This window comes from Amycolatopsis alkalitolerans (genome assembly GCF_006152065.1).
Taxonomy (GTDB): Bacteria; Actinomycetota; Actinomycetes; order Mycobacteriales; family Pseudonocardiaceae; genus Amycolatopsis_E; species Amycolatopsis_E alkalitolerans.
This window is the reverse complement of record NZ_VDFW01000032.1, coordinates 1-26466: the sequence shown is the minus strand read 5'-3', so window position 1 is coordinate 26466 and position 26466 is coordinate 1. Positions and strand designations below refer to the sequence as shown.

27 protein-coding genes and 1 pseudogene are annotated in these 26466 nt (G+C 69.6%); 12 read left to right on the top strand and 16 right to left on the bottom strand.

The features are described from left to right. Window positions 1-61: 61 nt before the first annotated feature. From FG385_RS27510 to FG385_RS27500, 3 genes are read left to right on the top strand one after another with little or no spacing between them, the layout of a single operon-like run. Window positions 62-649 (top strand): ArsR/SmtB family transcription factor, encoded by a 588-nt coding sequence (locus FG385_RS27510; RefSeq protein WP_139099700.1) that lies wholly within the window; start codon window positions 62-64, stop codon window positions 647-649. A gap of 2 nt (window positions 650-651) precedes the next feature. Then, window positions 652-1335, top strand: a complete 684-nt coding sequence (locus FG385_RS27505) for an SRPBCC family protein (protein ID WP_139099699.1) — start codon at window positions 652-654, stop codon at window positions 1333-1335. After that, window positions 1332-1796 (top strand): NUDIX domain-containing protein, encoded by a 465-nt coding sequence (locus tag FG385_RS27500; RefSeq protein ID WP_139099698.1) that lies wholly within the window; start codon window positions 1332-1334, stop codon window positions 1794-1796. The genes FG385_RS27505 and FG385_RS27500 overlap by 4 nt, the downstream gene beginning before the upstream one ends. 13 nt (window positions 1797-1809) lie before the next feature. Here FG385_RS27500 and FG385_RS27495 read toward each other — a convergent pair whose 3' ends face one another. The 3 genes from FG385_RS27495 to FG385_RS27485 are packed head-to-tail and all read right to left on the bottom strand — an operon-like array spanning window position 1810 to window position 3299. After that, window positions 1810-2124 (bottom strand): HepT-like ribonuclease domain-containing protein, encoded by a 315-nt coding sequence (locus tag FG385_RS27495; RefSeq protein ID WP_235022826.1) that lies wholly within the window; start codon window positions 2122-2124, stop codon window positions 1810-1812. Between the two features lie 13 nt (window positions 2125-2137). Next, on the bottom strand, window positions 2138-2446 hold the full coding sequence (locus FG385_RS27490; RefSeq protein WP_139099696.1) for a nucleotidyltransferase family protein: 309 nt from the start codon (window positions 2444-2446) through the stop codon (window positions 2138-2140). Between the two features lie 31 nt (window positions 2447-2477). Beyond that, the gene (locus FG385_RS27485; RefSeq protein WP_407645552.1) at window positions 2478-3299 is read right to left on the bottom strand and encodes an exodeoxyribonuclease III; all 822 of its coding nucleotides are present in this window, start codon (window positions 3297-3299) and stop codon (window positions 2478-2480) included. Between the two features lie 25 nt (window positions 3300-3324). On the opposite strand from FG385_RS27485, the gene FG385_RS27480 reads away from it, so the two are divergent. Beyond that, complete coding sequence (locus FG385_RS27480; RefSeq protein WP_139099695.1) at window positions 3325-4038, top strand: MBL fold metallo-hydrolase; 714 nt, start codon at window positions 3325-3327, stop codon at window positions 4036-4038. Here FG385_RS27480 and FG385_RS27475 read toward each other — a convergent pair. Next, complete coding sequence (locus FG385_RS27475) at window positions 4035-4355, bottom strand: SH3 domain-containing protein (RefSeq protein WP_200834681.1); 321 nt, start codon at window positions 4353-4355, stop codon at window positions 4035-4037. The two genes, FG385_RS27480 and FG385_RS27475, sit on opposite strands and share 4 nt — an antisense overlap. Window positions 4356-4531: 176 nt before the next feature. Beyond that, the gene (locus tag FG385_RS27470; protein WP_139099694.1) at window positions 4532-5755 is read right to left on the bottom strand and encodes an NADP-dependent isocitrate dehydrogenase; all 1224 of its coding nucleotides are present in this window, start codon (window positions 5753-5755) and stop codon (window positions 4532-4534) included. Window positions 5756-5925: 170 nt separating this feature from the next. Here FG385_RS27470 and FG385_RS27465 point away from each other — a divergent pair, with 170 nt between their 5' ends. From FG385_RS27465 to FG385_RS27445, 5 genes are all read left to right on the top strand, one after another. Continuing rightward, window positions 5926-6765, top strand: a complete 840-nt coding sequence (locus tag FG385_RS27465) for a TIGR03560 family F420-dependent LLM class oxidoreductase (RefSeq protein ID WP_139099693.1) — start codon at window positions 5926-5928, stop codon at window positions 6763-6765. 89 nt (window positions 6766-6854) lie between these two features. After that, a complete protein-coding gene (locus FG385_RS27460; protein WP_139099692.1) occupies window positions 6855-7217 on the top strand; it encodes a YciI family protein in 363 nt (120 codons plus the stop codon). Window positions 7218-7262: 45 nt separating this feature from the next. After that, window positions 7263-7829, top strand: coding sequence for an HhH-GPD-type base excision DNA repair protein (locus FG385_RS27455; RefSeq protein WP_139099691.1), 567 nt, complete (start codon window positions 7263-7265; stop codon window positions 7827-7829). A gap of 124 nt (window positions 7830-7953) precedes the next feature. After that, window positions 7954-8142 carry a DUF1918 domain-containing protein gene (locus FG385_RS27450; RefSeq protein ID WP_139099690.1) on the top strand — a complete coding sequence of 63 codons (189 nt, stop codon included), beginning with the start codon at window positions 7954-7956 and terminating at the stop codon, window positions 8140-8142. A 236-nt stretch (window positions 8143-8378) separates the two neighbouring features. Continuing rightward, entirely contained in the window at window positions 8379-9551 is a 1173-nt protein-coding gene (locus FG385_RS27445; protein ID WP_139099689.1) for an MFS transporter, read from the top strand. A gap of 4 nt (window positions 9552-9555) precedes the next feature. On the opposite strand, the gene FG385_RS27440 is transcribed toward FG385_RS27445, so the two are convergent. Together FG385_RS27440 and FG385_RS27435 are read right to left on the bottom strand one after the other, a co-directional pair. Further along, entirely contained in the window at window positions 9556-9855 is a 300-nt protein-coding gene (locus FG385_RS27440; protein ID WP_139099688.1) for a DUF3017 domain-containing protein, read from the bottom strand. Further along, window positions 9836-10693 (bottom strand): bifunctional methylenetetrahydrofolate dehydrogenase/methenyltetrahydrofolate cyclohydrolase, encoded by an 858-nt coding sequence (locus FG385_RS27435; RefSeq protein ID WP_139099687.1) that lies wholly within the window; start codon window positions 10691-10693, stop codon window positions 9836-9838. The genes FG385_RS27440 and FG385_RS27435 overlap by 20 nt, the downstream gene beginning before the upstream one ends. A 138-nt stretch (window positions 10694-10831) precedes the next feature. Here FG385_RS27435 and FG385_RS27430 point away from each other — a divergent pair, with 138 nt between their 5' ends. After that, window positions 10832-13072 (top strand): TNT domain-containing protein, encoded by a 2241-nt coding sequence (locus FG385_RS27430; protein WP_139099686.1) that lies wholly within the window; start codon window positions 10832-10834, stop codon window positions 13070-13072. Between the two features lie 6 nt (window positions 13073-13078). Here the strand turns inward: FG385_RS27430 and FG385_RS27425 are convergent, their stop codons facing one another. Continuing rightward, window positions 13079-13669 (bottom strand): pentapeptide repeat-containing protein, encoded by a 591-nt coding sequence (locus tag FG385_RS27425; protein WP_139099685.1) that lies wholly within the window; start codon window positions 13667-13669, stop codon window positions 13079-13081. Window positions 13670-13695: 26 nt separating this feature from the next. On the opposite strand from FG385_RS27425, the gene FG385_RS27420 reads away from it, so the two are divergent. Beyond that, the gene (locus FG385_RS27420; protein WP_235022825.1) at window positions 13696-14391 is read left to right on the top strand and encodes a methyltransferase; all 696 of its coding nucleotides are present in this window, start codon (window positions 13696-13698) and stop codon (window positions 14389-14391) included. 261 nt (window positions 14392-14652) lie between these two features. On the opposite strand, the gene FG385_RS27415 is transcribed toward FG385_RS27420, so the two are convergent. The 3 genes from FG385_RS27415 to FG385_RS27405 all read right to left on the bottom strand — a co-directional run bounded on the left by FG385_RS27415 (window position 14653) and on the right by FG385_RS27405 (window position 20405). Continuing rightward, window positions 14653-18000 carry an error-prone DNA polymerase gene (locus tag FG385_RS27415; RefSeq protein WP_139099684.1) on the bottom strand — a complete coding sequence of 1116 codons (3348 nt, stop codon included), beginning with the start codon at window positions 17998-18000 and terminating at the stop codon, window positions 14653-14655. Between the two features lie 99 nt (window positions 18001-18099). Next, window positions 18100-19671 (bottom strand): DNA polymerase Y family protein, encoded by a 1572-nt coding sequence (locus FG385_RS27410; protein WP_139099683.1) that lies wholly within the window; start codon window positions 19669-19671, stop codon window positions 18100-18102. Further along, the gene (locus tag FG385_RS27405) at window positions 19668-20405 is read right to left on the bottom strand and encodes a hypothetical protein (protein ID WP_327436860.1); all 738 of its coding nucleotides are present in this window, start codon (window positions 20403-20405) and stop codon (window positions 19668-19670) included. Before FG385_RS27405 ends, FG385_RS27410 begins: the two co-directional genes overlap by 4 nt. Window positions 20406-20711: 306 nt before the next feature. Between FG385_RS27405 and FG385_RS27400 the strand changes: the two genes are divergently transcribed. Further along, window positions 20712-21551 (top strand): SAM-dependent methyltransferase, encoded by an 840-nt coding sequence (locus FG385_RS27400; protein WP_139099682.1) that lies wholly within the window; start codon window positions 20712-20714, stop codon window positions 21549-21551. Window positions 21552-21570: 19 nt separating this feature from the next. Here FG385_RS27400 and purH read toward each other — a convergent pair whose 3' ends face one another. From purH to FG385_RS35065, 5 genes and pseudogenes are all read right to left on the bottom strand, one after another. Beyond that, the gene (gene purH, locus FG385_RS27395; RefSeq protein ID WP_139099681.1) at window positions 21571-23157 is read right to left on the bottom strand and encodes a bifunctional phosphoribosylaminoimidazolecarboxamide formyltransferase/IMP cyclohydrolase; all 1587 of its coding nucleotides are present in this window, start codon (window positions 23155-23157) and stop codon (window positions 21571-21573) included. Then, window positions 23121-23738 carry a phosphoribosylglycinamide formyltransferase gene (gene purN, locus FG385_RS27390; protein ID WP_139099735.1) on the bottom strand — a complete coding sequence of 206 codons (618 nt, stop codon included), beginning with the start codon at window positions 23736-23738 and terminating at the stop codon, window positions 23121-23123. Before purN ends, purH begins: the two co-directional genes overlap by 37 nt. A gap of 51 nt (window positions 23739-23789) precedes the next feature. Next, window positions 23790-25265 carry a cell division protein PerM gene (locus FG385_RS27385; RefSeq protein WP_139099680.1) on the bottom strand — a complete coding sequence of 492 codons (1476 nt, stop codon included), beginning with the start codon at window positions 25263-25265 and terminating at the stop codon, window positions 23790-23792. Between the two features lie 155 nt (window positions 25266-25420). Next, window positions 25421-26128, bottom strand: coding sequence for a DUF5336 domain-containing protein (locus FG385_RS27380; protein WP_139099679.1), 708 nt, complete (start codon window positions 26126-26128; stop codon window positions 25421-25423). Window positions 26129-26366: 238 nt separating this feature from the next. Beyond that, window positions 26367-26466 (bottom strand): annotated as a pseudogene (locus FG385_RS35065) (succinate--CoA ligase subunit alpha); the annotation flags it as partial.

Here is a 26466-nt window from a genome sequence, read left to right as displayed (position 1 = left end):
CCCCGGCACCGACTACTAGTTCTGTCTTGACAAATTTAGTTGTCGGTGTGACGGTGGAGCCATGCTCGAAGTCGCAGTGATCGAAGATCCGGCCGCCGCCGAGGTCTCGCTCGATCCGGTCCGCCGGAAGCTGCTGGCGGCGCTCGCCGAACCCGGCTCGGCCACCACGCTCGCCGCGCGGGTCGGGCTCGCCCGGCAGAAGGTCAACTACCACCTGCGGGCGCTCGAGCGGCACGGGCTGATCGAACTGGTCGAAGAGCGCAAGAAGGGGAATGTCACCGAGCGGGTCATGCGGGCGACCGCGGCCTCGTACGTCATCTCCCCGACCGCGATGGCCGACGTCGCCCCCGACCCCGATCGCGCGCCGGACCAGCTTTCGGCGCGGTGGCTGCTCGCACTGGCCGCCCGCCTCGTGCGGGAGATCGGGGAGCTCATCACCGGCGCCACAGCCGCAAGGCAGCGTCTGGCGACCTATGGCATCGACGCGGAGATCCGGTTCGCCACCGCGGCCGAACGGGCCGCGTTCGCCGAGGAACTGGGCGACACCGTGAAGAACCTCGTGGGGAAGTACCACGACGAGAAGTCGGCGGGCGGGCGCAAGCACCGGCTCGTCGTCGCCCTCCACCCCAGCCTCAAGAAGGAGCAGTGATCATGGGCAAGGAATTCGAGATCGAGCGGGAGGTCGTGCTGCCGGCTACGCCGGAGGAGGTCTTCGCCGCGGTCACCACCGGCACGGCGAACTGGATGTTCCCGACCCCCGCGCCCGAGCCGGACAGTCCGATGGTGCGGAACTGGGAGCCGCCGCACCGGTTCACCGTCCGGCAGGACGGCGAAGACGGCTGGTTCAACGCGCTCGACTTCATCATCTCCGCTCGTGACGGCGGCACGGCCGCGCTCCGATACGTCCACAGTGGAATCTTCACCGACGACTGGGACAGCCAGTACGACGGCGCGAGCAGGCACACCGATTTCTACCACCACACGCTCGGGCAGTACCTGCGGTACTTCGGCGGCAAGTCGGCCGTGTACGCGGAGGTCAACGGTCCGTCTGCCTCCTCGTTCCCGACCGCGCTGGAATCGGTGAAGAAATCGCTCGGCGTTGCGGCGGTGGACGAAACCGTGCGGCTCGAACTGCCCGGGCTCGCGCCCGCCGACGCGGTGGTCGACTATCTGAACCCGTATTTCCTCGGCCTGCGCACACCCGACGCGATGTACCGGGTCTTCGGCCGGAACAATTTCGGCGGCACCGTTGACGTGTCGGCGCACCTGTTCGGCGGCAACGCCGGTGCGGAGCGGGCTTGGCAGTCTTACCTGGACGGGGTGTTCACCGCGTGACTGCCCGGCAGAGCGCGGGAATCCTGTTGTACCGCACGGTGAACGGCGAGCTCGAAGTCCTGTTGGGACATATGGGCGGCCCGTTCTGGGCGAGGAAGGACGCGGGCGGCTGGTCGCTGCCGAAAGGCGAACACGAGCCCGACGAGGAGCCGGAGGCCGCCGCCCGCCGGGAGTTCACCGAGGAACTCGGCTTGCCGGTGCCGGACGGTGTGCTCGCCGAACTGGGCTCGGTCCGCCAGTCGGGCGGCAAGGTCGTGACGGCCTGGGCCCTCGACGGCGACGTCGACCCCGCACAGGTTGTGCCGGGCACGTTCGAGATGGAGTGGCCCAAGGGATCCGGGCAGATGCGGGAATTCCCGGAGATGGACCGCTTCGCGTGGTTCCCGCTCGCGGAAGCGAGGGTCAAGCTGCTGAAGGGGCAACAGCCGTTCCTGGACCGGCTTTCCGCGCTGGTGGGCTGAAAGCCGGCATCTGCTACGTCTCCAAGAGTCGCCGCAAACCGTCGGCCAGCCCAGGAAGCCGGTCCGCGAGCACCTGCCAGACCAGCGCGTCGTCGACCGTCGCATATCCATGGATGAGGATGTTTCGGAAGGCGACGATACGGCCGAGATCAGGCACCTGCGCGGCGAGCGTCCCATCAGTCTTGGATAGCTGATTCAGAGCCTCGCCAATAATCTCGAACTGCCGCTCAACAGCCGAACGTAACATGGCATTCGCCCGGTAACTGGCGAGATCCTCGCCCTTTCCGAACTCGCGTAGCAGTTCCGCAGCCGGAAGCGCGTCCCACAAGTACGCTCGAGCGTCACGCGGCATAGAGAAGTTCCCGAGTGTCCAGGACCTGCCGTTTGAAATAGGGATTGCGAATGCTGGTAGCGCTCACGAGGTCGACTGGGCGACGGAGGATCCGCTCGAGCCCTTCCTTCAGGTCGAAGTATGTGCCGAAGTAGTCGAAACCCGGCCCGGCTTCGAATTCGACGAGCACGTCGACGTCACTGGTCTGGGCGTCAAACGAGTCTCCGAGCGCTGAGCCGAACAGGTCCAGGCGCCGCACCGAAAGCGCGCGGCACAGTTCCTCGATCTCAGCCCGTTTCGCTTCGATCGACTTGTGCACGGCAGCCACCTCCTGACCTGATTGTGCCTGATCAGGACCGGTACGTCACGGTCAACGGCGCGTGATCCGACCAGCGCTCCGCATACGAGGCCGCGCGCTCCACCCGCGCCGAGACCGCTCGTTCGGCGAGGCCGGGTGTCGCGACCTGCAGATCGATCCGCCAGCCCGCGTCGTTGTCGAAGGCCTTGCCGCGGTAGGACCACCAGGTGTACGGGCCCGGACCCTCCGGGGCGAGCTTGCGCTGCACGTCCACGTAGCCGGCCTCGTCGTACACACGACTGAGCCAGGCCCGCTCCTCGGGCAGGAAGCCGGAGTTCTTCTGGTTCGACTTCCAGTTCTTCAGGTCGATCTCGCGATGCGCGATGTTCCAGTCCCCCATCACGACGACCTCCGAGCCCGCGGCCCCGGCCTTCGCGCGCAACTCGACCAGGTAAGGCAGGAACGCGGCCATGAAGCGCTCCTTCTCCTCCTGCCTCGGGGTGCCGGCATCCCCGCTCGGCAGGTACACGCTCGCCACGATCAGCCCCGGCAGGTGCACCTCCAGATACCGCCCGCTCTCCTCGAACTCGGGCTCCCCGAAACCGGTGCGCACCTGCACCGGCTCGACCCTGCTGTACACCGAGACCCCGTTACGCCCCTTGACCGAGGACGCCGCATGGCGCGCATGCCAGCCCGGCGGCGCCACGACCTCCTCGGGCAGCTGGCCGGCCTCGGCGCGGACCTCCTGGCAGGCGATCACGTCGGCCTCGCTCGCGGCGAGCCATTCGACGAAGCCCTTCTTGGCGGCGGCACGCATGCCGTTGACGTTGACAGTGGAGATGGTCAGCACGCAAAGCAGGCTACCGGCGCCCACCCACAATTCCTGACACACTGCCCCGGTGACCGACCTGACGGTACTGGGCAGTTGCGGCGCCTGGCCGGAGCCGAACCGGGCGTGCAGCGGATTCCTGCTGGAGCACAACGGTTTCCGCCTCGTCATGGACCTCGGCTTCGGCACCGCGGCCCGGCTGGCGCGCACCGTCGACGCCGTGCTCGTCACCCACGAGCACCCCGATCACTGCGTCGACGTCAACGCCGTCGGCCGTCGGCACCACTACACGGGCGAAGGCAGGCTCCCGCTGTACTGCCCGCCCGGCGTGCCGCGTGTGCTGGAGGCCCTCGAACCACACCCACATCCGACTGACGTGTTCGACGTCCACGACCTCGCCGGCGCCACCGCCGTCGGACCGTTCCGCCTCGAGACCCGGCGGCTCCCCCATCACGTGCCGAACTTCGGGGTGAGGCTGACCGCGCCCGGCGTCACCGTGGCGTACACCGGCGACACCGGTCCCGCGCCCGAACTGACCGACCTGGCCCGTGACGCCGACCTGTTCATCGCGGACGCGACCCTCCAGAGCCCGCCACCCGCCGGGCCGCGATACCTCATGACCGCCCGCGAGGCGGGCACCGCGGCCGCCGGGGCGAACGCGAAACGCCTGCTGCTCACACATTTCTGGCCCGGGAGCGACCGCTCGGTCTCCGTCGCGCAGGCGCGGGAAACCTTCGCCGGCGAGGTGCTCGCGGCGTCGGAAGGGCTACGGATCCGGTGCTAACCGCAGGTGGCGCCGTCGACCGGCTTGAGGAAGTCCGTGGCCGCCCACTTGCTGTCGGCGAGCTTGCGGAAACCGTTCTGCACCACCGGTTCCGCTCCGGTCTCCGCGTTCTGCTTGAACTTGCCGACGATCTCGGAGTGCACGTCGGGCGCGGCCCGCACGTTGAGCACGTCCGCGGTCACGGTGACCTTGCAGCCGCTCGAACCGCCGGTCGCGCCCTCGGAAGCGCGCTTGCTCGCGCCCATCACGTAGATGATCCCGATGGCGGCCAGCACGGCGATGATGATCAGCATCCGTTTCGGAATGCCCAGGATCACGGCTCTCTCCTCGCCGGTCTGCGAAAACGCTCTAAGTAAGGGTAGCCACACAAAGTGGACCGGCGACAGGCCGGACGGGCGAAACCACCCGGAGGCCGCAATGCAAGTGACCAGACCGTCACAATGAGTAAGGGGCGCGCTCCGAACCCGGTGCGCGCCCCAACCTGCGGAAAGACTCAGCCCTGGTTGATCTTCCTGGCCAGGTTCTCGTCCAGCGTCGCGAGGAACTCCTCGGTGGTCTGGAACGGCTGGTCCTTGCCCACGAGGAGCGCGAGGTCCTTGGTCATCTTGCCGCTCTCGACGGTCTCGATGACGACCTGCTCCAGCTTGTTGGCGAAGCCGATCAGCTCCGAGTTGCCGTCCAGCTTGCCGCGGTGCTCGAGGCCGCGGGTCCAGGCGAAGATCGACGCGATCGGGTTGGTCGAGGTCGGCTTGCCCTGCTGGTGCTGGCGGTAGTGCCGGGTGACGGTGCCGTGCGCCGCCTCGGCCTCGACGGTCTTGCCGTCCGGGGTGCGCAGCACGGAGGTCATCAGGCCGAGCGAGCCGAAGCCCTGCGCCACGGTGTCGGACTGGACGTCACCGTCGTAGTTCTTGGTGGCCCAGAGGTAGCCGCCCTCCCACTTCAGTGACGCGGCGACCATGTCATCGATCAGGCGATGCTCGTAGGTCAGTCCCTTGGCGTCGAAGTCGGCCTTGAACTCGGTGTCGAAGATCTCCTGGAAGGTGTCCTTGAACATGCCGTCGTAGGCCTTGAGGATCGTGTTCTTCGTCGAGAGGTAGACCGGGAAACCACGGTCGAGCCCGTACTGCAGCGAAGCGCGCGCGAAGTCCTCGATCGACTTGCGGAAGTTGTACATGCCCATCGCGACGCCGCCACCCTCCGGGTAGCGGGCGACCTCGAACTCCATCGGCTGCGAGCCGTCGTCCGGGGTGTAGGTGATGGTCACGGTGCCAGGGCCGGGGACCTTGAAGTCGGTGGCCTTGTACTGGTCGGCGTGCGCGTGCCGGCCGATGATGATCGGCTTCGTCCAGCCCGGCACGAGCCGCGGGATGTTCTGGATGATGATCGGCTCGCGGAAGACGACGCCGCCGAGGATGTTGCGGATGGTGCCGTTCGGGCTCCGCCACATCTTCTTCAGGCCGAACTCCTCGACGCGGGCCTCGTCGGGGGTGATGGTGGCGCATTTGACGCCGACCCCGTGCTCCTTGATCGCGTTCGCCGCGTCGATCGTGATCTGGTCGTCGGTGCGGTCTCGCTCCTCGATGCCAAGGTCGTAGTAGGCCAGGTTGACATCCAGGTAAGGGTGGATGAGCTTGTCCTTGATGAACTGCCAGATGATGCGGGTCATCTCATCGCCGTCCAGCTCGACGACGGTGCCCTCGACCTTGATCTTGGCCATGAGCGGCGGCGCTCCTCTCGCGGATCCTCGCGTATCAGTCTTTCGGCGCTGTGGTATGCGGTACAAGCGTACTGCTAGCGAGAACGCCGCGCCGCAAGTGGTGACGAACGCCCAGTCTCGCAGTCGCCTGGCGTGGCCCGGGGCGCCGGGTTCGGCGTAGGTTTCCGCTTATGCGCTTCGGGATCAAGACCAGGCCGGAACACACGACATGGGCCGAGATGCGGGACGTCTGGCTCGTCGCGGACGACGTGGACCTGTTCGAATCGGCGTGGAACTGGGACCACTTCTACCCGCTGACCGGCGATCTGGCCGGCCCTAACTTCGAAGGCTGGTCGATGCTCGCCGCGCTCGCACAGGCCACCCGCCGGATCCGGATCGGCTGCCAGGTCAGCGGCATGATCTACCGGCACCCGGCCGTGCTGGCGAACATGGCCGCGACCATCGACGTCATCTCCGAGGGACGTCTCGAGCTCGGCCTCGGCGCGGGCTGGAACCAGATGGAGTGCGACGCCTACGGCATCGACCTGCCGCCGCTGCGCGAGCGGTTCGACCTGTTCGACGAGGGCGTGCAGGTGATCGTCGGGCTGCTGTCGCAGGAGGTCACGAACTTCGACGGCAAGCACTTCAAGCTCACCGATGCCCGCTGCGAGCCGAAGAGCGTGCAGCGCCCGCACCCGCCGATCGTCATCGGCGGCCGGGGCCCGCGCCGGACGCTGGGCGCGGTCGCGCGGTGGGCGCAGCACTGGAACGCGATCGTGCGGAGCCCGGACGACTGGACGGAGCTCAAGGACACGCTGCTCGTGCGATGCCAGGAGGTCGGCCGCGATCCGGCGGAGATCGTGTGCTCGGTGAACGTCGTGGTCGATCCGGCCGACGGGATCGGGCCCGCAGCCGAAAAGGCCGCCGGGTACATGGAGGCCGGCGTCGATCTGGTGGTGATGAACCTGCCGCACCGGGCGAAGCCGGACATCCTGGAACCGCTGGCCGAGGCGCTCGCTCCGCTCGCCTGAAAGAATTCTGGCGCACGGTGTCGAAACGGCCCCCCTTCGCTCGACGCACGGGTGACGGTTGATCGAAACCAGACGATGAGGAGCGAGCGATGCGATTTCTGATGATGCACCGGCTGTCCGAGAGCGACCCGGTCAACTGGAACCCGAGCCGGGAGTTCATCGAGAAGATGGGCGCGTTCATCCAGGACTGGAGCGAGCGGGGCATCCTGATCACCGCGGAAGGGGTGCACCCGTCCGAGAAGGGTGCGCGGGTCCGCAAGACCAAGGCCGCGGGGGTGACCGCGACCGACGGGCCCTTCACCGAGGCCAAGGAGGTCATCGGCGGGTTCGGGCTGATCAACGCCGAGGACAGGGCCGAAGCCGTCCAGCTGGCGCAGCAGTACGCCGACCTGTTCGACAACGTCGAGGTCGAGGTGCGGCAGGTCGTCGAGTTCGACGAGCTGCCGGGCTGAGCTCGAGCCGGAGCCGCCCGTCCGATCCCGTGCGAAGATGTCGTCATGCCGAAGAAGCTCACTCTCACCGGCGACGCCGGGGCCGACAAGCTGCTGAGTGAAGATCCGTTCGCGCTGCTGACCGGGATGCTGCTCGATCAGCAGGTCGCGATGGAGATCGCCTTCATCGGGCCGAAGAAGATCGCCGACCGGATGGGCGGTTTCGACGTCACGAAGATCGCCGAGTCCGATGAGGACGAGTTCGTCGAACTGTGCGTGCAGAAACCGGCGATCCACCGCTACGGCGGTTCGATGGGCCGCCGGGTGCACGCGCTCGCGCGGTACATAGTCGGGCACTACGACGGGCACGCCGAGGCGATCTGGACCGAGGGCAAACCCGACGGCAAGGAAGTGCTCAAGCGGCTCAAGGCGCTGCCCGGCTACGGCGACCAGAAGGCGCGGATCTTCCTCGCCCTGCTAGGCAAGCAGCGCGGGGTCAGGCCCGCGGGCTGGCGGGAGGCCGCCGGTGCATACGGCGAGGACGGGTCGCGGCGTTCCATCGCGGACGTGACCGGTGCCGAGTCGCTCGCCGAGGTGCGGGCGTTCAAGAAGGCCGCGAAGGCGGCCACCTAGGCCCCTTAGCACCGTCCTGTATGGACCTTTCATGATCGGGTTTTTGTTGCGACTTCAGCCATTTCGCGAAGTCTCGACGCGACGCGCGGGCGCCACTACGCTGGACCAGGCGGAGGTATCAATGATGCGCGCAACCGTGGGAGACCAGATACTCGTGCACGGCCGGACGGTCGGTTCCGGCGAACGACACGGCGAAATCGTCGAAGTGCGCGGCGAGGAAGGCAGGCCGCCCTACCTCGTGCGCTTCGCCGACGGCCATGAAGGCCTCGTGTTCCCGGGCTCCGACTGCGAGGTCGGCGCACCGGAGAAGTGACGGAAGCCGTCGAGCCCCGCCCCGCGATCGGGACGGGGCTCGTCCGCCCGTCCCCCGATCGCATCCCTGACCAGCATCGTTACGTAAGGATCGTCACCCCCGGCGCGGGATGACAGCGCCTCGCCCTTCCGTTCACACTGGATGCGGGACAGCCCGACGCGCCGCGACGCGCACTGGCTGTCCTTATTCATGTCCACGGTCTTTATCGATGCAGTTCCGTCCTGGAAAGGAGAACCGTGCCCGTCGCGCTGCTCGCGCTGGCCATCGGTGCCTTCGGAATCGGCACCACCGAGTTCGTCATGATGGGTGTGCTCCCGCAGGCGGCCGCCGATTTCGGGGTGTCCATCCCGTCGGCCGGCTACCTGATCACGGGCTACGCGCTCGGCGTCGTCGTCGGCGCGCCCCTGCTCACCGCGGCCGCCGTCCGGCTGCCGCGCAAGACCATGTTGCTCGCGATGATGACCTTGTTCACGCTCGGCAACCTGCTCTTCTCGCTCTCGCCGAACCAGGAGTTCGGCGTGCTCTTCCGGTTCGTCGCCGGCCTGCCGCACGGCGCGTTCTTCGGTGCCGGGGCCGTGGTCGCGTCCAGCCTGGTCGAGCCCGGTAACCGGGCCAAGGCCGTGTCCATGATGTTCCTCGGGCTGACGCTGGCCAACGTGGTGGGCGTGCCGCTGGGCACGCTGCTCGGCCAGCAGGTCGGCTGGCGCGCGACGTTCGGCGTCGTCGCCGGGATCGGGGTGCTCGCCATCGCCGCGATCGCGAAGCTCGTGCCGCACCAGGGCCGTCCGGCCGAAGCCTCGCTGCGCGGCGAACTCGGCGCGTTCCGGCGCCCGCAGGTGTGGCTGGCGCTGGCGATCGTGACGGTCGGGATGGGCGGCGTGTTCGCGTCGCTGTCCTATGTGGCGCCGATGCTCACCGACGTGGCGGGCTACGCGCCGCGCAACGTGACGCTGCTGCTCGCGCTCGCCGGGGTCGGCATGACGATCGGCAACCTGCTCGGCGGGCGGCTGGCCGACCGGGCGCTCATGCCGAGCCTGTACTTCGCACTGTTCGCGCTCGCCGCCGTCCTCGCGATCTTCACGATCACCGCGCACAGCAAGATCGGCGCGGCCGTGACGATCTTCGCCGTCGGCGTCGCCGGGTTCATGATCGGCCCGATGATGCAGACGCGGATCATGCAGAAGGCCGGGGGCACCCCGTCGCTGGTGTCGGCCGCGGTGCAGTCGGCGTTCAACATCGCCAACTCGATCGGCGCCTACCTGGGCGGCCTGGCGATCGCGGGCGGGCTCGGCCTGGTCGCGCCGAACATGGTCGGTGCGATCCTGTCGGTGCTGGGCCTGTCCATCGCCACCGTCTCCGGCGTGCTCGACCGGCGCCAGGCCGCGGTCCCCGCCCTCGCCGAGGCGTGAGTGGTCAACTGCCGAACGGGCCGTTGGTGATGGTGAAGGCCAGGAACAGCACGACGGTGCCGAGACCCGCGTAGGTCAGCACGTCCACCGGGCGGCCGCGGATCGCCAGCAGGCCCGCGCGCACGTCGGGCAGCACGGCCCGGAACACCGCCGCGACGAGCAGGGCGCCGCCGATGATGACGGCGCCCTGCCGCCAGTGGTACTGCAGGATGCGCACCGCGGCGACCGCGACCAGCACGAGCACGACGCCGAACGGCACGTGCTCGGTCACCGCGGAACGGCCGCTACCGCGAGGCGACGACACGTTCGGCCGCCTCCACCACGTTGGTCACGAGCATCGCCCTGGTCATCGGGCCGACCCCGCCGGGGTTCGGGGACAGCCATCCGGCGACCTCGTCGACCCCGGGCGCGACGTCCCCGGTCAGCTTGCCCTCGACATGCGAGACGCCGACGTCGAGCACGGCCGCACCGGATTTGACCATGTCCGCGGTGATGATCCCGGGCACCCCGGCCGCGGCGACGACGATATCCGCGCGCCGCACCTCGGCGGCGAGGTCGCGAGTGCCGGTGTGGCACAAGGTCACGGTCGCGTTCTCGGTGCGGCGGGTCAGCAGCAGCCCCAGCGAACGCCCGACGGTGATGCCACGGCCGACGACGGTCACGTTGGCCCCGTCGATCGGGATCTCGTAGCGGCGCAGCAACCGGATGATGCCGTAGGGGGTGCACGGCAGCGGGCCGGGCTGGTTCAGCACGAGCCGGCCGAGGCTGACCGGGGCGAGCCCGTCGGCGTCCTTCTCCGGGGCGATCCGCTCGAGGACACGGCCGGTGTCCAGATGCTTGGGCAGGGGCAACTGCACGATGTAGCCGTGGCAGGCCGGATCGGCGTTGAGCTCGTCGATGACCGCTTCGAGCTTGTCCTGGCTGATGTCGCCGGGCAGATCGCGGCGGATCGAGTTGACGCCCACCTTCGCGCTGTCCGCGTGCTTCATCCGCACATAAGAATGCGAACCGGGATCGTCGCCGACGAGCACGGTGCCGAGCCCCGGGCTGATCCCCCGCCCGGCGAGCGCGGCCACCCGTGGCTTCAACTCCGCGTAGATGGCGTCCTTGGTCGCTTTGCCGTCGAGAACCTTCGCCGTCACGCCGCCCATTCTGACAGAGACCACTTTGCGTAGTGCCGGTTGGACGCTCCGTACCACCTGTGAGGTATTCGCACAGGTCAATCGTGATAAAGGTGCGGGTGTTGTGCATTCACCCGGGGCACCCGTCAAAATGAGTTGGTGGCTCAACCGACGACGCAGCTGAACGCGACGGAGCAGGACACTCTGGTCAAGCAGATCGGGCTGGCCTTGCTCCGCGCCGCACCACGCGACTGGCGCCGCGTGACCGCGCAGTACCGGGCCGTGGGCCGGTACCACGAGCTCACCGGCGAGGTGCTGTCCGAGGACGGCAGTGTCGGCGAGTGGATGGCCACGCACGACATCGCGACCCTGTTCGGCCGCCTGCGCGCGGGCATGTACCGCGAGGGCAGGGGCACCTGGTTCAACGCCCGCTACCAGCTCGACCACCCATCGAGTTACAACCTCGAGTACGACCGCGAAGAGCCCCGCTGGGATCTGCAACCCCCGCCGCAGGCCTACACCGACGAGCTGCGCATGTTCCCGCGCTCGGAAGAGAACGTGCCGGACTGGCTGATGCGCCGGATGTCCGGCCTCGGCGCCGAGCAGCCCGGCCCGCGGTTCCGGATCGCCCGGATCTTCGACGGCCAGGGCCCCGACGGCCGCCCGGTGCTCAACCGGCCCGAACTGGACGCGGAGGAACTGGACCGCCTCTACGAGTACCTCGGCGCCGCGCCCGTGGTGCTGACCGAGCGTGGTTTCGACCTCGACCGCCTCGCCACACCGCCGGTGCCGAAGGTGCCGGTCGCCTTCCACACCGACGGCACCTGGATCTGGCCGGCCGCAGTGAACTACTACCTGCAGGAGTACGGCGTCGCCCCGGAGGGTGAGCTGGTCGCGCACATCCAGCAGACCGGGTTCCGGCTCCCGGAGGTGCCCGAGCAGACGCTCCAGGCGGCGAACGCGCATCTGACTCGTGGCAACCAGCCCCCGCCGACGCGGCCCGCGCGGCCGCTCGCGGAACAGCCGACCAAGCCACCCGCGCCGCCCGAGCCACTCGCGCCGGAACCCGAGCCGCACTTCGAGGAGCAGGCGGAAGCCGACGAGCCCCAGGAACCGCCGCAGGTCGAGCAGCCAACGACGTTCACGCCGATGCCGAACCTGGACGACGGCCCGCCGACGATGGTCCAGGCTTCGGTGCTCCCGGAGCCCGAACCCGAGCCGGAGCGGGCGCCCGAGCCCGAGGACGGCCCGACGGCGACCCGGCTCGTGCCGCCCGCCGCGCCCGCGACACCGCCACCGCCGCCACAGTCCGCGCCTCAGCCCTCGGCGCAGCCCGAACCGCAGCCGGAGCCGGCGCTGGACATGCTGCGCGGCAGGCTGAAGGACCTCGGCGTGCCCGAGTCGGCGTACCGCCTCGGCGAGCCGGCCGAGCACGGCTGGAGCATGGAGCCGGTCGAGTCCGGCTGGCGTGTCGGCTGGTACGACAAGGAGCTGACCAACCCGGCGGTGTTCGGCGACGCCCAGGACGCGGCGGCGTTCATGCTCGGCAAGCTGCTGCTCGACCCGGGCGGCCGGGCCGTGGCGCCGGTGCCCGCCGCCCCGCCGGTCGAGATGGATGACACCGCGCCCGTCAACGGCGGTCCGAGTACAGAGCGGCGCCGCGAAGGTGAGCCGCTCGCGCACACGGACCAGCCGCCCCATGCCGAGCCACTACCGGAGTTGCTGACGCACGGGGACCAGCCGCCACGGCCAGACCTGCCGTCGCGAGCGGACCTGCCGTCCCGGGTGGACCTGCCTTCGCGGGCGGACCTGCCTTCGCGGGTGGAGGTGCCGTCCCGGCCGGAACCCCCGGCTCGGGTCGAGCCGCCGTCGCCGCCGGCCGGTGAGCCGCGCCAGGAGGAGACGATGCTGGAGGCGCCGCCGACCATGCTGGCCGCGCCGGTGCCGCCGCCTCCGCCGCGCCGCGAGCCGCCTCCGCAGCAGCCCCAGCGGCGTGAGCCGGCGCGCCCGGCCGCGCAGCAGAACGGCACCGGCGGCGGGGGCTCGCAGTGGCCGATCCAGCCGATGCCGGGTGAGCCGCCGCTGACCCTGTTCCGCGGCAAGGAGATGCGACCGCTGCCCGCGGGCAGCGAGCTCGACCGGTTCGGCGACGCGAACGGCAACCTGACCTACGCGGCCGGCACGCCGTTCGAGGAGCGTTCACTGGTGCCGGAATGGGTCAGCAGGCCGTACCACGTCTACCGCGTGCAGCGGCCGATCGAGGCGCTGGCCGGGGTGGCGATCCCGTGGTTCAACCAGCCCGGCGGCGGCGCGGCGTACCTGCTGCCGGCCTCGATCGAGGACCTGATGGCCGACGGCGACCTGATCGAGCTGGACCCCGGCGAACCACCCATCGACTGATCGGCATCACGAAACAACAAGACCATGCGCGGCGGCGAAGGCGAGCGCGGTGTCCACGTCCACTCGCGCGCCGGGGAACTTCGCCTGGACGAAGGCGTTCGCGTCGAGCTTCGCCCCGCGCAGGTCGGCGCCGGACAGGTCAGCGCCTAGCATCCGCGCGCCACGCAGGTCCGCGTCGCGCAGGTTCACCTCGGTCAGGTTCGACTCGACGAGGTTCGCGTCGCGGAACCTCAGGCCGGACAGGTCGAGCTTGCGCAGATCCGTCCGGCCGAGGCTGACCAGCGTGAAGTCCGTGTCCCGCACGGTGATCGAGCGCAACCGGCAGTCCACAAAGGACGAGCCGAGCAGCGAGCAGCCGCGCCAGGACGCTTGCGCGAGCACGGTGCGGTCGAAGGTGCAGGAGCGGAAGGCGGACGTCTCGTGCGCCGACTCGCCCAGGTCGGCGCGCGTGAAGTCGCACTCGTCGAAGGTGCAACCCTGGGTGGTCAGCCCGCGCAGATCCGCCTCGGTGAAATCGCATCGCACGAACTGCCGCTTCTCCCAGCGCGCGCCCGGCAGCACCGCGTCCCGGTAATCCTCGCCGATCTCCGCGTCCATGGCCCGAGACTGCCACACTGAGCGGTATGGCCCACGAGCCGATGCTCTCCCCCGACGACGTCGACCGGATCCACCGCTGGCACGAGCAGGCCGCGAACGGCATCCGTGACGAGACCGTGCGCACCTTCTCCTACCTCGGGCACAAGATCGTCGTGCCGCCGCGGGTCATGCCGATCTCGGGCACCTCGTCGCTGCTCGGTGAAGCCGTGCTCGAAGAGGTCCGCGAGGACGACCGGGTGCTCGACATGGGCACCGGCAGCGGGGTCAACGCGATCCTCGCCGCCTCGAAGTCGCACGAAGTGGTGGCCGTCGACATCAGCCCGCACGCGCTGGAGGCGGCCCGCGACAACGCGGCACGCAACGGCGTCGGCGACCGGGTCACGGTGCTGCACAGCGATGTGTTCAGCGCCGTCGAAGGCCGGTTCGACCTGATCGTGTTCGACCCGCCGTTCCGCTGGTTCGCCCCGCGCGACCTGTTCGAGGCCGCGATCACGGACGAGGACTACCGGGCGCTTCGGGCCTTCTTCGCGGGCGCCCGCGCACACCTCACCCCGCGCGGGCGAATGTTGGTCTTCTTCGGCACCAGCGGGGATCTGCCGTACCTGAAGAAGCTGGCGGCGGAGGCGGGATTCACCAGCGAGGTCCTCGGCCGCCAGGAACTGACCAGGGATGGCTGGCAGGTCGAGTACTTACTAATCCGACCAAAAGTAGGCGGACCCTGAGCAGTACGTAACCGTTGCCGCGCAAGGCAGACAGCCGTGACTGTGGTCGGATTAGTAACGAAAGCACAGTACTTTCCGGATGTCTCCCGGCTCACCGGAAGTCCCGTGACTTCAGGGACGGCTGGCGGGTCGAGTACTTACTAATCCGACCAAAAGTAGGCGGACCCTGAGCAGTACGTAACCGTTGCCGCGCAAGGCAGACAGCCGTGACTGTGGTCGGATTAGTAACGAAAGCACAGTACTTTCCGGATGTCTCCCGGCTCACCGGAAGTCCCGTGACTTCGCGGAGATCCGCATCGGCAGGTGCTGCAACCGGTCCGCGAGCAGGCTGACCACCCCGTCGGCGCGCTCCACCACCCCGCGGATCAGCATCGCCGGGCTGCCGCGTGCGATCCGGTGGTAGCGGGCCCACAGCCCGGCGGTGCAGATGACGTTCACCATGCCCGTCTCGTCCTCGATGTTGAGGAACGTGATCCCGCCCGCGGTCGCCGGCCGCTGCCGGTGGGTGACCGCGCCGCCGATCAGCACCCGCCTGCCCGCCTCGACGTCGGCCAGTTTCGCGGCGGGCACCACGCCGAGCGCGTCGAGCCGTTCGCGGATGAACTGGGTGGGGAAGCTGCCCGGGGACATGCCGGTGGCCCACACGTCGGCGGCCGCGACGTCGATCTCGGTCATCCCAGGCAGCATGGGCGCGTTCGTGCCGACACCGGTGCCGGGCAGCTTCTCCGGCCGGTCCTCGGCGACCGCGCCCGCCGCCCATAGCGCGCGCCGCCGGTCGCGATGGATGTCCGGGAAGGAGCCGAACGCGCCCGCGGTGGCCAGCGACTCGACCTGCGGCCTCCTCAGCCGCACGCGCCGCGCCACGTCGGCCATGCTCGTGTACGGGCCGCCGGATTTCCTTTCCTCGACAAGGGTTTCGGCCAGCTCCTCGCCGATCAGCCGCACGTCCCCGAGCCCGATCCGCACCGCGTGGTACTTCCCCTCGCCGGGTTCGAGGGTCGCGTACGCGAGGCTGGCGTTGACGTCCGGGCCGTGCACGGTCACCCCGTGCCGCCGCGCGTCGGCGACGAGCGACTGCGGTGAGTAGAACCCCATCGGCTGCGCGCGCAGCAGCCCCGCGCAGAACACGTCCGGGTGGTAGTACTTGAAATGCGCGCTCGCGAACACCAGGTAGGCGAAGCTCAGCGCGTGGCTTTCCGGGAAACCGAAGTTCGAGAACGCCTTCAGCTTCTCGAAGATCCGCCCCGCCAGCTCCTCGCCGATGCCCTTCTTCGCGGCACCTTCGTAAAAGCGCTGCCGCAGCCGTTCCATCTTCTTGGTGGAGCGTTTGGCGCCCATCGCGTGCCGCAACGCGTCGGCCTCGGCGGCGGTGAAATCCGCGACGTCCAGCGCGATCTGCATCATCTGTTCCTGGAACAGCGGCACGCCGTAGGTCTTGCCGAGCGCGTTCTCCAGCAGAGGATGGTCGAACTCCCATTCCTCCTGCTTGTTCTTGCGCCGGATGTAGGGATGCACCGAGCCGCCCTGGATCGGGCCGGGCCGAATGAGCGCGACCTCGATCGCGAGATCGTAGAACTCCCTCGGTTTGAGCCTGGGCAAGGTCGCCAGCTGCGCCCGGCTTTCCACCTGGAAGACCCCGATCGCGTCAGCCTGCCGCAGCATCTCGTAGATGTTCTGGTCCTCCAGGTCGAGCTTGCCCAGGTTCACCTCGATGCCCTTGTGCTCGGCCACCAGCTCGAGCATGTACCGCAGCGCGGAGAGCATGCCGAGCCCGAGCAGGTCGAACTTGACCAGCCCGGCGGAGGCGCAGTCGTCCTTCTCCCACTGCAGCACACTGCGGTTCTCCATCCGGGCCCATTCGATCGGGCATACCTCGCTCACCGGCCGGTCGCAGATCACCATGCCGCCGGAGTGGATGCCCAGATGCCGGGGGAAGTCCTCCAGCGCCGCGGCCAGCTCGAGCACCGGCGCCGGGATGTCGTGATCGTGGTCGTCCTTGGTGACCTGGAGCGGGCCCCAGCGGTCGATCTGCTTGCTCCACGCGTCCTGCTGCCCCGGCGAGAAGCCGAGCGCGCGGGCGGCGTCCCGGATCGCGGACTTGGCCCGGTAGGTGATCACGTTCGCCACCTGGGCCGCACGCAGCCGGCCGTGCTTTTCGTAGACGTGCTGGATGACCTCCTCGCGGCGGTCGGACTCGATGTCCAGATCGATATCGGGGTAGCCGTCGCGGTCGGGGGCGAGGAACCGTTCGAACAGCAGGTGCCACTTCACCGCGTCGACCTTGGTGATGCCGAGTGCGAAACAGACCGCCGAATTCGCCGCCGAACCCCGGCCCTGGCACAGGATCCCCTTGCGGTGGCAGAAATCCGCGATTTCCCAGACGATGAGGAAGTAGCCGGGGAACTTCAGCTTCTCGATGATCTCCAGCTCGTGGTCGAGCTGCTCGTAGGCGTCCGGGCGCTCCTCCCGCGTGCCGTACTCCTTGCGCGCTCCTTCCCACACCTTCTTTCGCAGGTGGCTCGCCTCTGTCTCGCCCTCGGGGACGTCGAACGGCGGCAGGTCCGGCGCCATCAGCTTCAGATCGAACGCGCAGCGCACGCCCAGCAGGGCGGCGCGCTGCACCGCACCCGGGTAGCGCTCGAACCGTCGCGCCATTTCCTCGCCCGAGTGCAGGAACGCCTTCCCCGCCGCAGGCAGCCAGCCCGCCATCTCGTCGAGCCCGCGCCGCGCGCGGATCGCCGCCATCGCCCCGGCGAGCCTGCTGCCGCCCGGAGTCGCGTAGTGCACGTTGTTGGTGGCCACCGTCAGCACGCCCAGCCGTTCCGAGAGGGCGGTGAGGACGTCGTTGTCCAGGCTGTCCCCGGGATGGCCGTGGTCGAGCAATTCGACGAACACCTGCTCGCGGCCGAACAGGTCCATCAGCCGGCGGATCTCCCTGGCCGCGCCGTCCGCCCCCTCCCGCGCCAGCGCCCGGCGCACCGTGCCCTTGCGGCAGCCGGTGAGCACCACGGCCTTGCCGTGCACCTCGGCGGCCACGGTCTCCCGGTCGTAGACCGGGCGGCCCTTCTCCGCCCGCTGCGCCTTGGACAACTCGACATCGTGCCCGCGCAACTGACCCGCGGTGATCGCCCGGCACAGCGCGGCGTACCCGTCGTCCTCCTTGGCCAGCAGCAGCAGGTGCTCGCCCTCCGGATCGGCGATCCCGTTCTGCGGCCCGGAAAGCCCGAAGCTCAGCTCGGTGCCGAACACCGTCCTGACGCCGAGTTCCCTTGCCGCGTCGGCGAAGCGGACCACACCGTACATCCCGTCGTGATCGGTGAGCGCGATCGCGTCCAGCTCCAGCCGGGAGGCCTCTTCCACGAGCGTCTCGGGATCGCTTGCCCCGTCGAGGAAACTGAAGTTGGAATGGCAGTGCAGCTCGGCATAGGGCACCCGCTTGCGGCCGCCGGAGTGATCGTCCGCGCGGGGCGGCGGGAAGTCCGCCGGCCGTACGTAGCCTTCCCGCTTACGGGTCCACGCCGGGCTGTCCCCACCGTCGGCCGGGACGGGTTTCCCGCTTAGCGTGCGTTCCAGCTGCCACCACGGAACGGCGGGGTTGTTGAAGCCCATGTCAGTCCAGCGGGATCCTGGGCAGCGGGATCCACGGTTCTTCGGGATCGGCCACCTCCTCTGGCCACTGCCGGATATCGCGGAGGAACTCGTCGTCCATCAGTCGTACACTCCCTCGACTGTCCATTCGGGAATTTCCTGGTAAGTGCCGGTGAGCAGCACCGCCAGCGCCGGATCGCCCGCCAGCAGCGCCTGGATCCGGACCTGACCGCCTGGCTCACCCCAGACCGGCTCGGCCACCCACGGACCGCCCCAGTCCAGGACCTGCCGCGGCCGCGTGCCGGGCAGCACTACAACCGACGGCGGGGCAGCGAGCTCGCGGCGGCGGGTGAGCGCGACCGGCTCGCCCGCCACGTCGACGACCCGCGCCGGCACCGGTTCGGCGAACACCGTCGCCGGGGACGGCGCCGGCAACCGGCCTGGCCAGGGCATTTCCGGTGGGCTCGTCACCTCACGACGGTCGCCCCAGGGCACCAGCCGGGCCCGCTCGGCGGGGCCCCGGCCACCGTCGAGCACGGCGGTGAACACGCTTTCCGGACCCAGCAGGCCCTGCACCCTGTCGAGCACCCTGCCCGCCTGCTCGTCCTGCTCGCTGGACCCGCCGACCGCGCCGCCACGCCAGAGGCCGAGCTGCAGGGAGTCCCCCTCGATGGTCTCCTCGGGGTCGAGCCGCAACCGGACGACACCCGCCGTCGGCCGGGTCCCGGAGTTCAGCCAGCCCTCGAACTGCCAGCGGACCCGGGCGGCGATCCCGTGCGGGCCAAGGGGTTCCGCGCAGCGCCAGACCCGGCTCAGCTCCTCGCCGCCCTCGGTGGCGGCGTAGATGCCGAGCCGGGTGCAGGCGAGCCCGTGCGCGGCGAGCCCGGCGTGGAAACGCTCGGCGAGCGGTTTGGCGACGAAGACGGCGGAATCCACCCGCTCCAGCGGCGGGTCGAACTCGATGAAGGCGGACAGCTCCGGCGACGGGCGGCGGCGGTGTGGCGGCCGTTCGGACAGCCCGTTGGCCAGCCTGTGCGCGAGCAGCCCCTCGTGGCCGAAACGGGAGAGCACGTCCCGCTCGGTGAGCGCGGCGAACGCACCGAGGGTGCGCAAACCCAAGCGGTGCAACAGATCCACGAGTTCGCCACGGTCGTTCTCCTGCTGCCGGAGCACCCCGATGCCCATCGGGGCCAGGAAGTCCTTTGTGGACCCAAGATCGACGATCGCCGACCGGCGCGCGGCGAGCGTCGCCCCGAACAGCCCGTCGGCGATGCCGATCTGGCACTCGACCCCCGCGCGGGCGGCAACCTGGTCGATGAGCCGCTCGGCCAGCGCCTGTTCACCGCCGAAGTAGCCGGCCGCCCCGTCGGCCGGCACCGCCACGAGACCGGGCCGCACCACTTCGACACCGACGGCCAGCTCCTCCACGGCGGCCGCGACGGGCTCGAACAGCCGCGCGTCACGGCCCCCGTCCACGGCGAAGACGGCCAGCTCCGGACAGCGGGACTGGGCTTCCCGGCGCCGCATGTCACGCCGGACCCCGGCCACCCTGGCCGCGGGCGAGCAGGCGATGACCCGGTTGGCGGCGAACACCGCGGCGGGCAGATGCGCCGGCACCCCGGCGGCAGCCCCTGCGGCGACCACCGGCCAGTCCGGGCACCATACGGCGAGCAACCGGATGGGCGGGTTCATCCCACGCCCTCCTCGGCCCAGGCCTCGTGACCGGTTCGCGGGGCGGGAACTTCGGGGAAGGCCACCCGCCCCGGGACGGCGTCCTCCGGCTCCGGCAGCATCAGCTCGGCGAACCGAGGCCGGTGCGCGGTCTGCCTGCTGGTGACGCGAATCCCCGCCTGCCGAGAGCGCAGCCGCCCCGCCCCCGCGTCGAGCCCTGTCCACTGGCCGGTCTCGTATTCGAGCTCCAGTTCCGCACCCGGCCACGGCCCCAGCGACAGCAGCACGGCTCCCCGGTAGCGCGCACGGGCCGAAAGCCGCCGCGCCACCGGGGCAGCCGTGCCGCCCGGAACGACCGCGACGAGGTCCATACCGTCGAGCAGCGCTGCGATCACCGAGGCGAACTCCGCCCCGGGCCGGGGCACCAGCGCCAGCCGACCGATCTCGACCCCGAGCTCTCCCGCCGCCACCAGGCCGAGATGCGGCAGCCCCACCGCGGCCGCCCACGACCCGGCCGCCGTTGCCTCCGCCAGCAACGCGAACAGCAGCGAGGTCGAGCCGCGCACCAGCACCGTGCTGCCCCGCCGCAGGCCGCCGTCCGGCAGCAGATCGCGCAGGTCCTCCCGCACGGGCAGAACCTGCTCCGCCCCCTGGATGAGGACACGCTCCGCCGCCCGCCGGGCCCTCGCCCTGGCGCGCGCCACCCGGCCGGCCGTGCTGACTCCCGGTAAGGAGGCCAGCTCGGCGACGCTCACCCGGCCTGGCAGAGCGACCACCTGGCCCGAACCCGGTTCGCTCACCTCAGACAGAACCGCCGGCACCGCACTCACCTCCCCCTCGGCACCTGCCCCACCCGATCGAGCAAGATGGGAAAACCGTCACCGCGGGGAAGGCGATGAGTCGAACTGATGTTCGACTCGTTCAGTCTGCAACGCTCCCGCCCCGCTGTCAAGCGGGCCCCGTCACCACCCCTGTTTGCACTCTGATGCCGCGCATGTCGAGATCGGGTGTTGCCGTAAGATGCGCGACACATCCGGTGCTTTTTCGTTGGAGGACGGGCCATGTCTGAAGATCTCGACACCGCGCGCGAGACGTTGGCCTCAAGCCTGAGCCGGCCCAGCACCGGGCGGGTGTACGACTTCTACCTCGGCGGACGGCACAATTACGCGATCGATCGCGAATTCGGGCAGCGGATGGTCGACATGATGCCCGAAGCCCGGATCTTCGCCCGCGAGAACCGGGCATTCGTGCGCCGGGCGGTGCGCTACGCCCGGCAGGAACACGGGATCCGGCAGTTCGTCGACATCGGGTCGGGTTTGCCCACCCAGGGCAACGTGCACGAGATCGCCGACGAAAACGACCACGACGTGCGCGTCGTCTACGTCGACAACGACCCCGTGGCGCGGGCGCACGCCCAGATCCTGCTCGCCGACACCGCCGACCCCCAGCGGCATTTCGCCATCGACGCCGACTTCTTCGACGGGCTCGAACTGTGGGAGCGGGTCGTCCAGATGGGCGGGCTGGATCCCGAGCAGCCGATCTGCCTGCTGGTCACCGCCCTGCTGCATTTCGTCGTGCCCGACCAGCGACCGGAGCGGATGCTGGCCGCGTACCGCGATCAGCTTCCCTCCGGGTCGTTGCTGGTACTCAGCCACTGCACGGACGAGGACACCACGCCGGCCCTGCAGGAGGTCGCCGCGCGCTACGTGGCCACGACCAGCAACGCCCACCTTCGCGGCCGTAACGAGGTGCAGGCGTTCTTCGGTGACTTCGAACTGATCGAACCAGGACTGGTCTGGACCACCGAATGGCGTCCGGAACTCGCCAGCGAAGACGAGCCGCCGTTCGACGGCGATCCCGCGAGCACCCTGGCCATCGCGGGGGTGGGCCGCAAGCACTGAGGCCCGCCCCCGCCCGGCCTCAGTGCGTGAAGTGGCGCGTTCCGGTGAGGTACATGGTCACACCGGCCTCCTCGGCGGCGGCGATGACCTCGGCGTCCCGGATCGAACCACCCGGCTGGACGACAGCCCGCACGCCTGCCTCGAGAAGCACCTCGAGGCCGTCGGGGAACGGGAAGTAGGCGTCCGAGGCCGCGACCGAACCCTTGGCCCGCTCCCCGGCGCGCTGCACCGCCAGCCGGGCCGAGTCGACGCGGTTGACCTGCCCCATCCCGACCCCGACCGTGGCTCGCCCGTTCGCGAGCAGGATCGCGTTCGACTTCACCGAACGCAGCGCCCGCCAGGCGAATTCGAGGTCGGCGAGCGTCTCCGCGTCCGCTGCTTCACCGGTCGCGAGCCTCCAGTTCGCAGGGCTGTCGCCGGGGGCGTCGATCCGGTCCACGGTCTGCACGAGCATGCCGCCGGAGATCGGGCGGAACTCGACCGGATCCGGGTTGCGCAGTTCCGGCAGCCGCAGCAGCCGGATGTTCTTCTTCTGCCGCAACACTTCCAGCGCGTCTTCGGCGAAGGACGGGGCGAGCACGACCTCGGTGAACACCTCGGCGATCTGCTCGGCCGCCGCGAGCGTGACGGGCCGGTTGCTCGCGATGACCCCGCCGTAGGCCGAAACCGGGTCGCACGCGTGTGCCTTCCGGTGCGCCTCGGCCACGTCCGCGCCGACCGCGATCCCGCACGGGTTGGCGTGCTTGATGATCGCGACCGCGGGCGCGTCGAAGTCCGCGGCGGCCCGGCGCGCGGCATCGGTGTCGACGTAGTTGTTGTAGGACATGGCCTTGCCGTGCAACTGTTCGGCGTGCGCGAGCCCGTCCCGCCAGTGCTTGTACACCGCGGCCTTCTGGTGCGGGTTCTCGCCGTAGCGCAGGATCTCGCCACGCTCCCAGGTGGCGCCGGTGACGTCGGGGAACCCGGAATCGTCCGCGGGCGCGTAGGCGTTCGCGAACCACGCCGACACGGCCATGTCGTAGGCGGCGGTGTGCGCGAAGGCTTGTGCGGCAAGGCGTTTGCGGTCTTCGAAGTCGAACCCGCCGTCACGGACGCGTTCCAGCACCCAGTCGTAGCGCTTCGGCTCGACCACGACCGCGACACTGCCGTGGTTCTTCGCCGCGGCACGGACCATCGCGGGCCCACCGATGTCGATGTTCTCCACGCAGTCCTCGGGGCTCGCACCCGACGCGACGGTCTCCCGGAACGGGTACAGGTTGACCACCAGCAGGTCGAACGGCGCGATGTCCAGTTCGCGCAGCTGCTCGACGTGCTCCGGCCGGTTCCGGTCGGCCAGCAGGCCCGCGTGCACGCGCGGGTGCAGCGTCTTCACCCTGCCGTCGAAGGATTCCGGGAACCCGGTGACCTGCTCGACCGGGGTGACCGGGACCCCGGCGTCGGCGAGTGTCTTCGCCGTGCCGCCGGTGGACACGATCTCCACCCCCGCGGCGTGCAGGCCGGTGCCGAGCTCCAGCAGCCCCGCCTTGTCCGAAACGCCGATCAGCGCCCGCTTGACCGCCCGCCGTCCACTCACCGCAAAATCACCTTCCGTCCGTCCACCGTGCATCCACCTCGGCCCAGCCGTTCGATCACCTCGACGAGCAGCCGCCGCTCGACCACCTTGATCCGCTCGTGCAGCGTGGCTTCGTCGTCATCGGTCTCGACCGCGACGGCCTCCTGCGCGATGATCGGGCCGGCGTCGATCCCGCCGTCCACGAAATGCACCGTGGCCCCGCTCACCTTGACGCCCATCGCCAGCGCGTCGGCCGGCGCGTGCATCCCGGGGAACGACGGCAGCAGCGCAGGATGTGTGTTGATCACCCGGTTCTCGTAGCGGGAGAGGAAGCTCGAGCCCAGCAGCTTCATGAAGCCAGCGGACACCACCAGATCGGGGCGATAGTCGGCGACGGCATCGACGAGCGCCTTGTCCCAGGCGGCGCGGTCGGGATGGTCCCGCAGCCGCACGGTGAAGGTGGGCACACCGGCCTGAGCGGCCTTGGCCAGCGCCTCGGCGCTGTGCCGGTCCGTGCCGACCGCGACCACCTCGGCTGGATACTCCGGCTGCCGGGTCGCCTCGATGAGCGCCTGCATGAGCGTGCCCGATCCGGACGCGAGCACGACCACCCTCAACGGCGTGGGCAGGTCCAATCGACTGGACTCCAACGCCTCTCCTTCGCCCGCGGGTAAGTACAACCCAGGTTAGCCGGGCTGTTCGGGCTCCTCGGAACTGGGCAGCGGCTCCCCGGCCTCGACCTTTTCGTCGCCAGCCTCTTGGTCGCCAGTGTCTCGGTCGCCAGCCTCTTGGTCGCCAGCCTCTTCGTACTCAGCATCTTCGTTATCAGGCTCTTCGGCGCCAGGCTCTTGTTCGCAAGAGTCTTCTTCGAAAGATTCTTCTTCTCTGGGTTCTTCGTCGTCAGACTCTTCGTCGAGTTCTTCGACCCCGTCGACCGGTTCCGATGCCAGTTCTGGTTCTTCGGGCGCGTCCGGTGCCGCCGCGCGGCGCGGGCCCGCGAACCAGGCCACCAGGCCGCCCGGGACGACGATCCAGCCGAACGCGGCCACCGAAAGGAGTCCGACCGGGATCGACACGGGGCCGAAGCTGCCGTTGCCGAGCCGCCCGCCCGCGAGGGTCCCGAGCAGGACGCAGCCGAACCCGATCAGCGCGCCGGCGATGCCGACCGTGCGCAGCCGGGCCCGCGGGTCGCGGTCGCTGTTCCGCAACGACCAGCCGACGAGCATGCCGACGGCCGCCGGCAACAACATCAGCACGGGCCACCAGCGGGCCGCATGCTCGGGGAGCCCGGCGAGCAGCGGGAGCCCGGGCACGTTCCCACCGCGATAGCTGAACGGCGTCAGCGACACCGAGCCCATCGAGAACCCCGGTCCCGCGACGAACGAGAGCGTGCCGATCACGGCGTTGGGCAGGTAACCGATGGACAGCAGCAGCATGCCGGCGCCGCTGCCGAACCCCGGTGCGTTGCCGGCGAACAACGTCCCGGCGGTGTGCACGGAGACGGTGAGACCGGCGGTGAACACGAGCGCACCGACGGCGAACAGCCCGGCCATGCCGAGGGCGCCGGTACGCAACCCGCGAAGCGCGACGGGATCGAGGTACGCGCGTGCGGCGGCGATGATGCCGCACCGGTTGGCGACCCCCGCCACCGCGCACAGTGCGGCGACGAACCCGGGCACGAGGAATGCCGTGAGCGGTTCGACGCTGACCCGGGCGGAGTCGACGGTGAGCGCGATGGCGATCCCGGCGAGCGCATGAGTGGCGGCGATGGGCGCGACCACGTTCACCGCCTGGCCGGGTTCCCGGTAGCGGAGCCGCGCGGCGGAATGCGCGGCCGATCCGGCAACCAGCGCGCCGACGACGACGGTGCCGAGCAACGGCAGCACACCGAGGGTGGCGCCGGAGATCGTCACCGGCACCTGGTAGGCCGCGAGCAACCCAGGGCCCGCGGCGCTCAGGACACCGGGAACGGAGAAGTGTGAGATCGAGGCGAGGGCGGTGACCAACGCGAACAGCGCCGCAACGAGCGCGTAGCCGGCGATCAACGGCCAGAACGCGGCCGCGAGGACGATCTTCATCCGGGTCGCGGCCCTCAGCTCACCCGTTTCGCGCAGGTCGTTCACCTCTTTCTCGCCTGCGGGTCTCGGGGTGAGCAGCTGCATGCCCCGCACCTTCGCATTCGCGCAGCTCCGCCGGGGTAAGGCACGCCGCCTGCCGCACGTGGGCCCGCGCACAGCTCACCCAGTGGGGTTACCTGCCCAGAATGCCGCAAAGGGCACCGCCCCGTGGCGGTGCCCTTTGGCTTTGCCGAACGGAGTCAGCCCTGCTGGCCGGACCCACCTGGCGGGGTGCCGGGCTGCTGCTGGGAGCCGGACTCGGGCTGCTGTGGCTGGTAGAACTGGCCGTGTTGCGGGGCGTAGACCGTCGACTGCGGTGTCACCGGCGCGCCGTACTGGGTGCCTTGCGGGCCCTGCTGTTCCGGCCCCTGTTGCGGCTGGCCGTACGGGCCAGGCTGACCATACGGCTGGTAGGCGGGTCTCGGCGTGGGTGCGGGCAGCTTGATCAGGTTGTACTCGAACAGCAGCGCGGCGATCGCGACCAGAAGCTGCAGGATGCCCAGGATCAGGATCACGGTCACGATTCCAGGCGTGTCGGTCCCTGATGGCACGCGGACGACCGCGAGGATCGCGTAGAGCCCGCCGAGCACGCTGAACAGCACCGCGAACGGCAGCACCTTCGGGCCCTTCGGCAGCAACGCCAGCCCTGCGAGCAGCCCACCGACCAGCAGGAACAGCAGTGCCTGGTCGGAATCCGCGGCTTCACCGGAGAAGCCGATGAAGTAGTTGACGACGCCGAGCACCGCCACGACCAGGGTGAGCACCATGGGAAGGTTGACCGAGGACAGGCTCGGCCCACCCTGTTGCTGCTGCGGGAAACCACCGGTACCCGGCGCCTGAGGATTGGGTTGTGCGCCGCCACCCCGGTTCTGCTGGGGGTAGCCAGGCCCACCACTGGGGAAGGTCATTCCGTGCTCTCCTGTCGTGTTGCCCGAAAGTCGGTGACCGTACGCCGGGCGCGCCGAGGTTCGCGGCCACCCCTCGGCTATCCGACGTATGGCGGTGGCAAACGGTTGCGTCGGGTTTCCTGTGAAGCATGGACCCCGGCCGCGCGCCGCTCGGGGTCTGCCTATTTTGGTCGGATTGGTAAAAGTGAAACGGCCGAGCCCCCTCTCGGGTGCCCGGCCGTTTCACGCGGACCGCGGGTCAGTGCAGCTGCTCGTACAGCTTCCGTGCCAGTGCGGCGGTTTCGGATGGTGTTTTGCCGACTTTGACGCCTGCGGTTTCGAGGGCTTGTTTTTTGGCT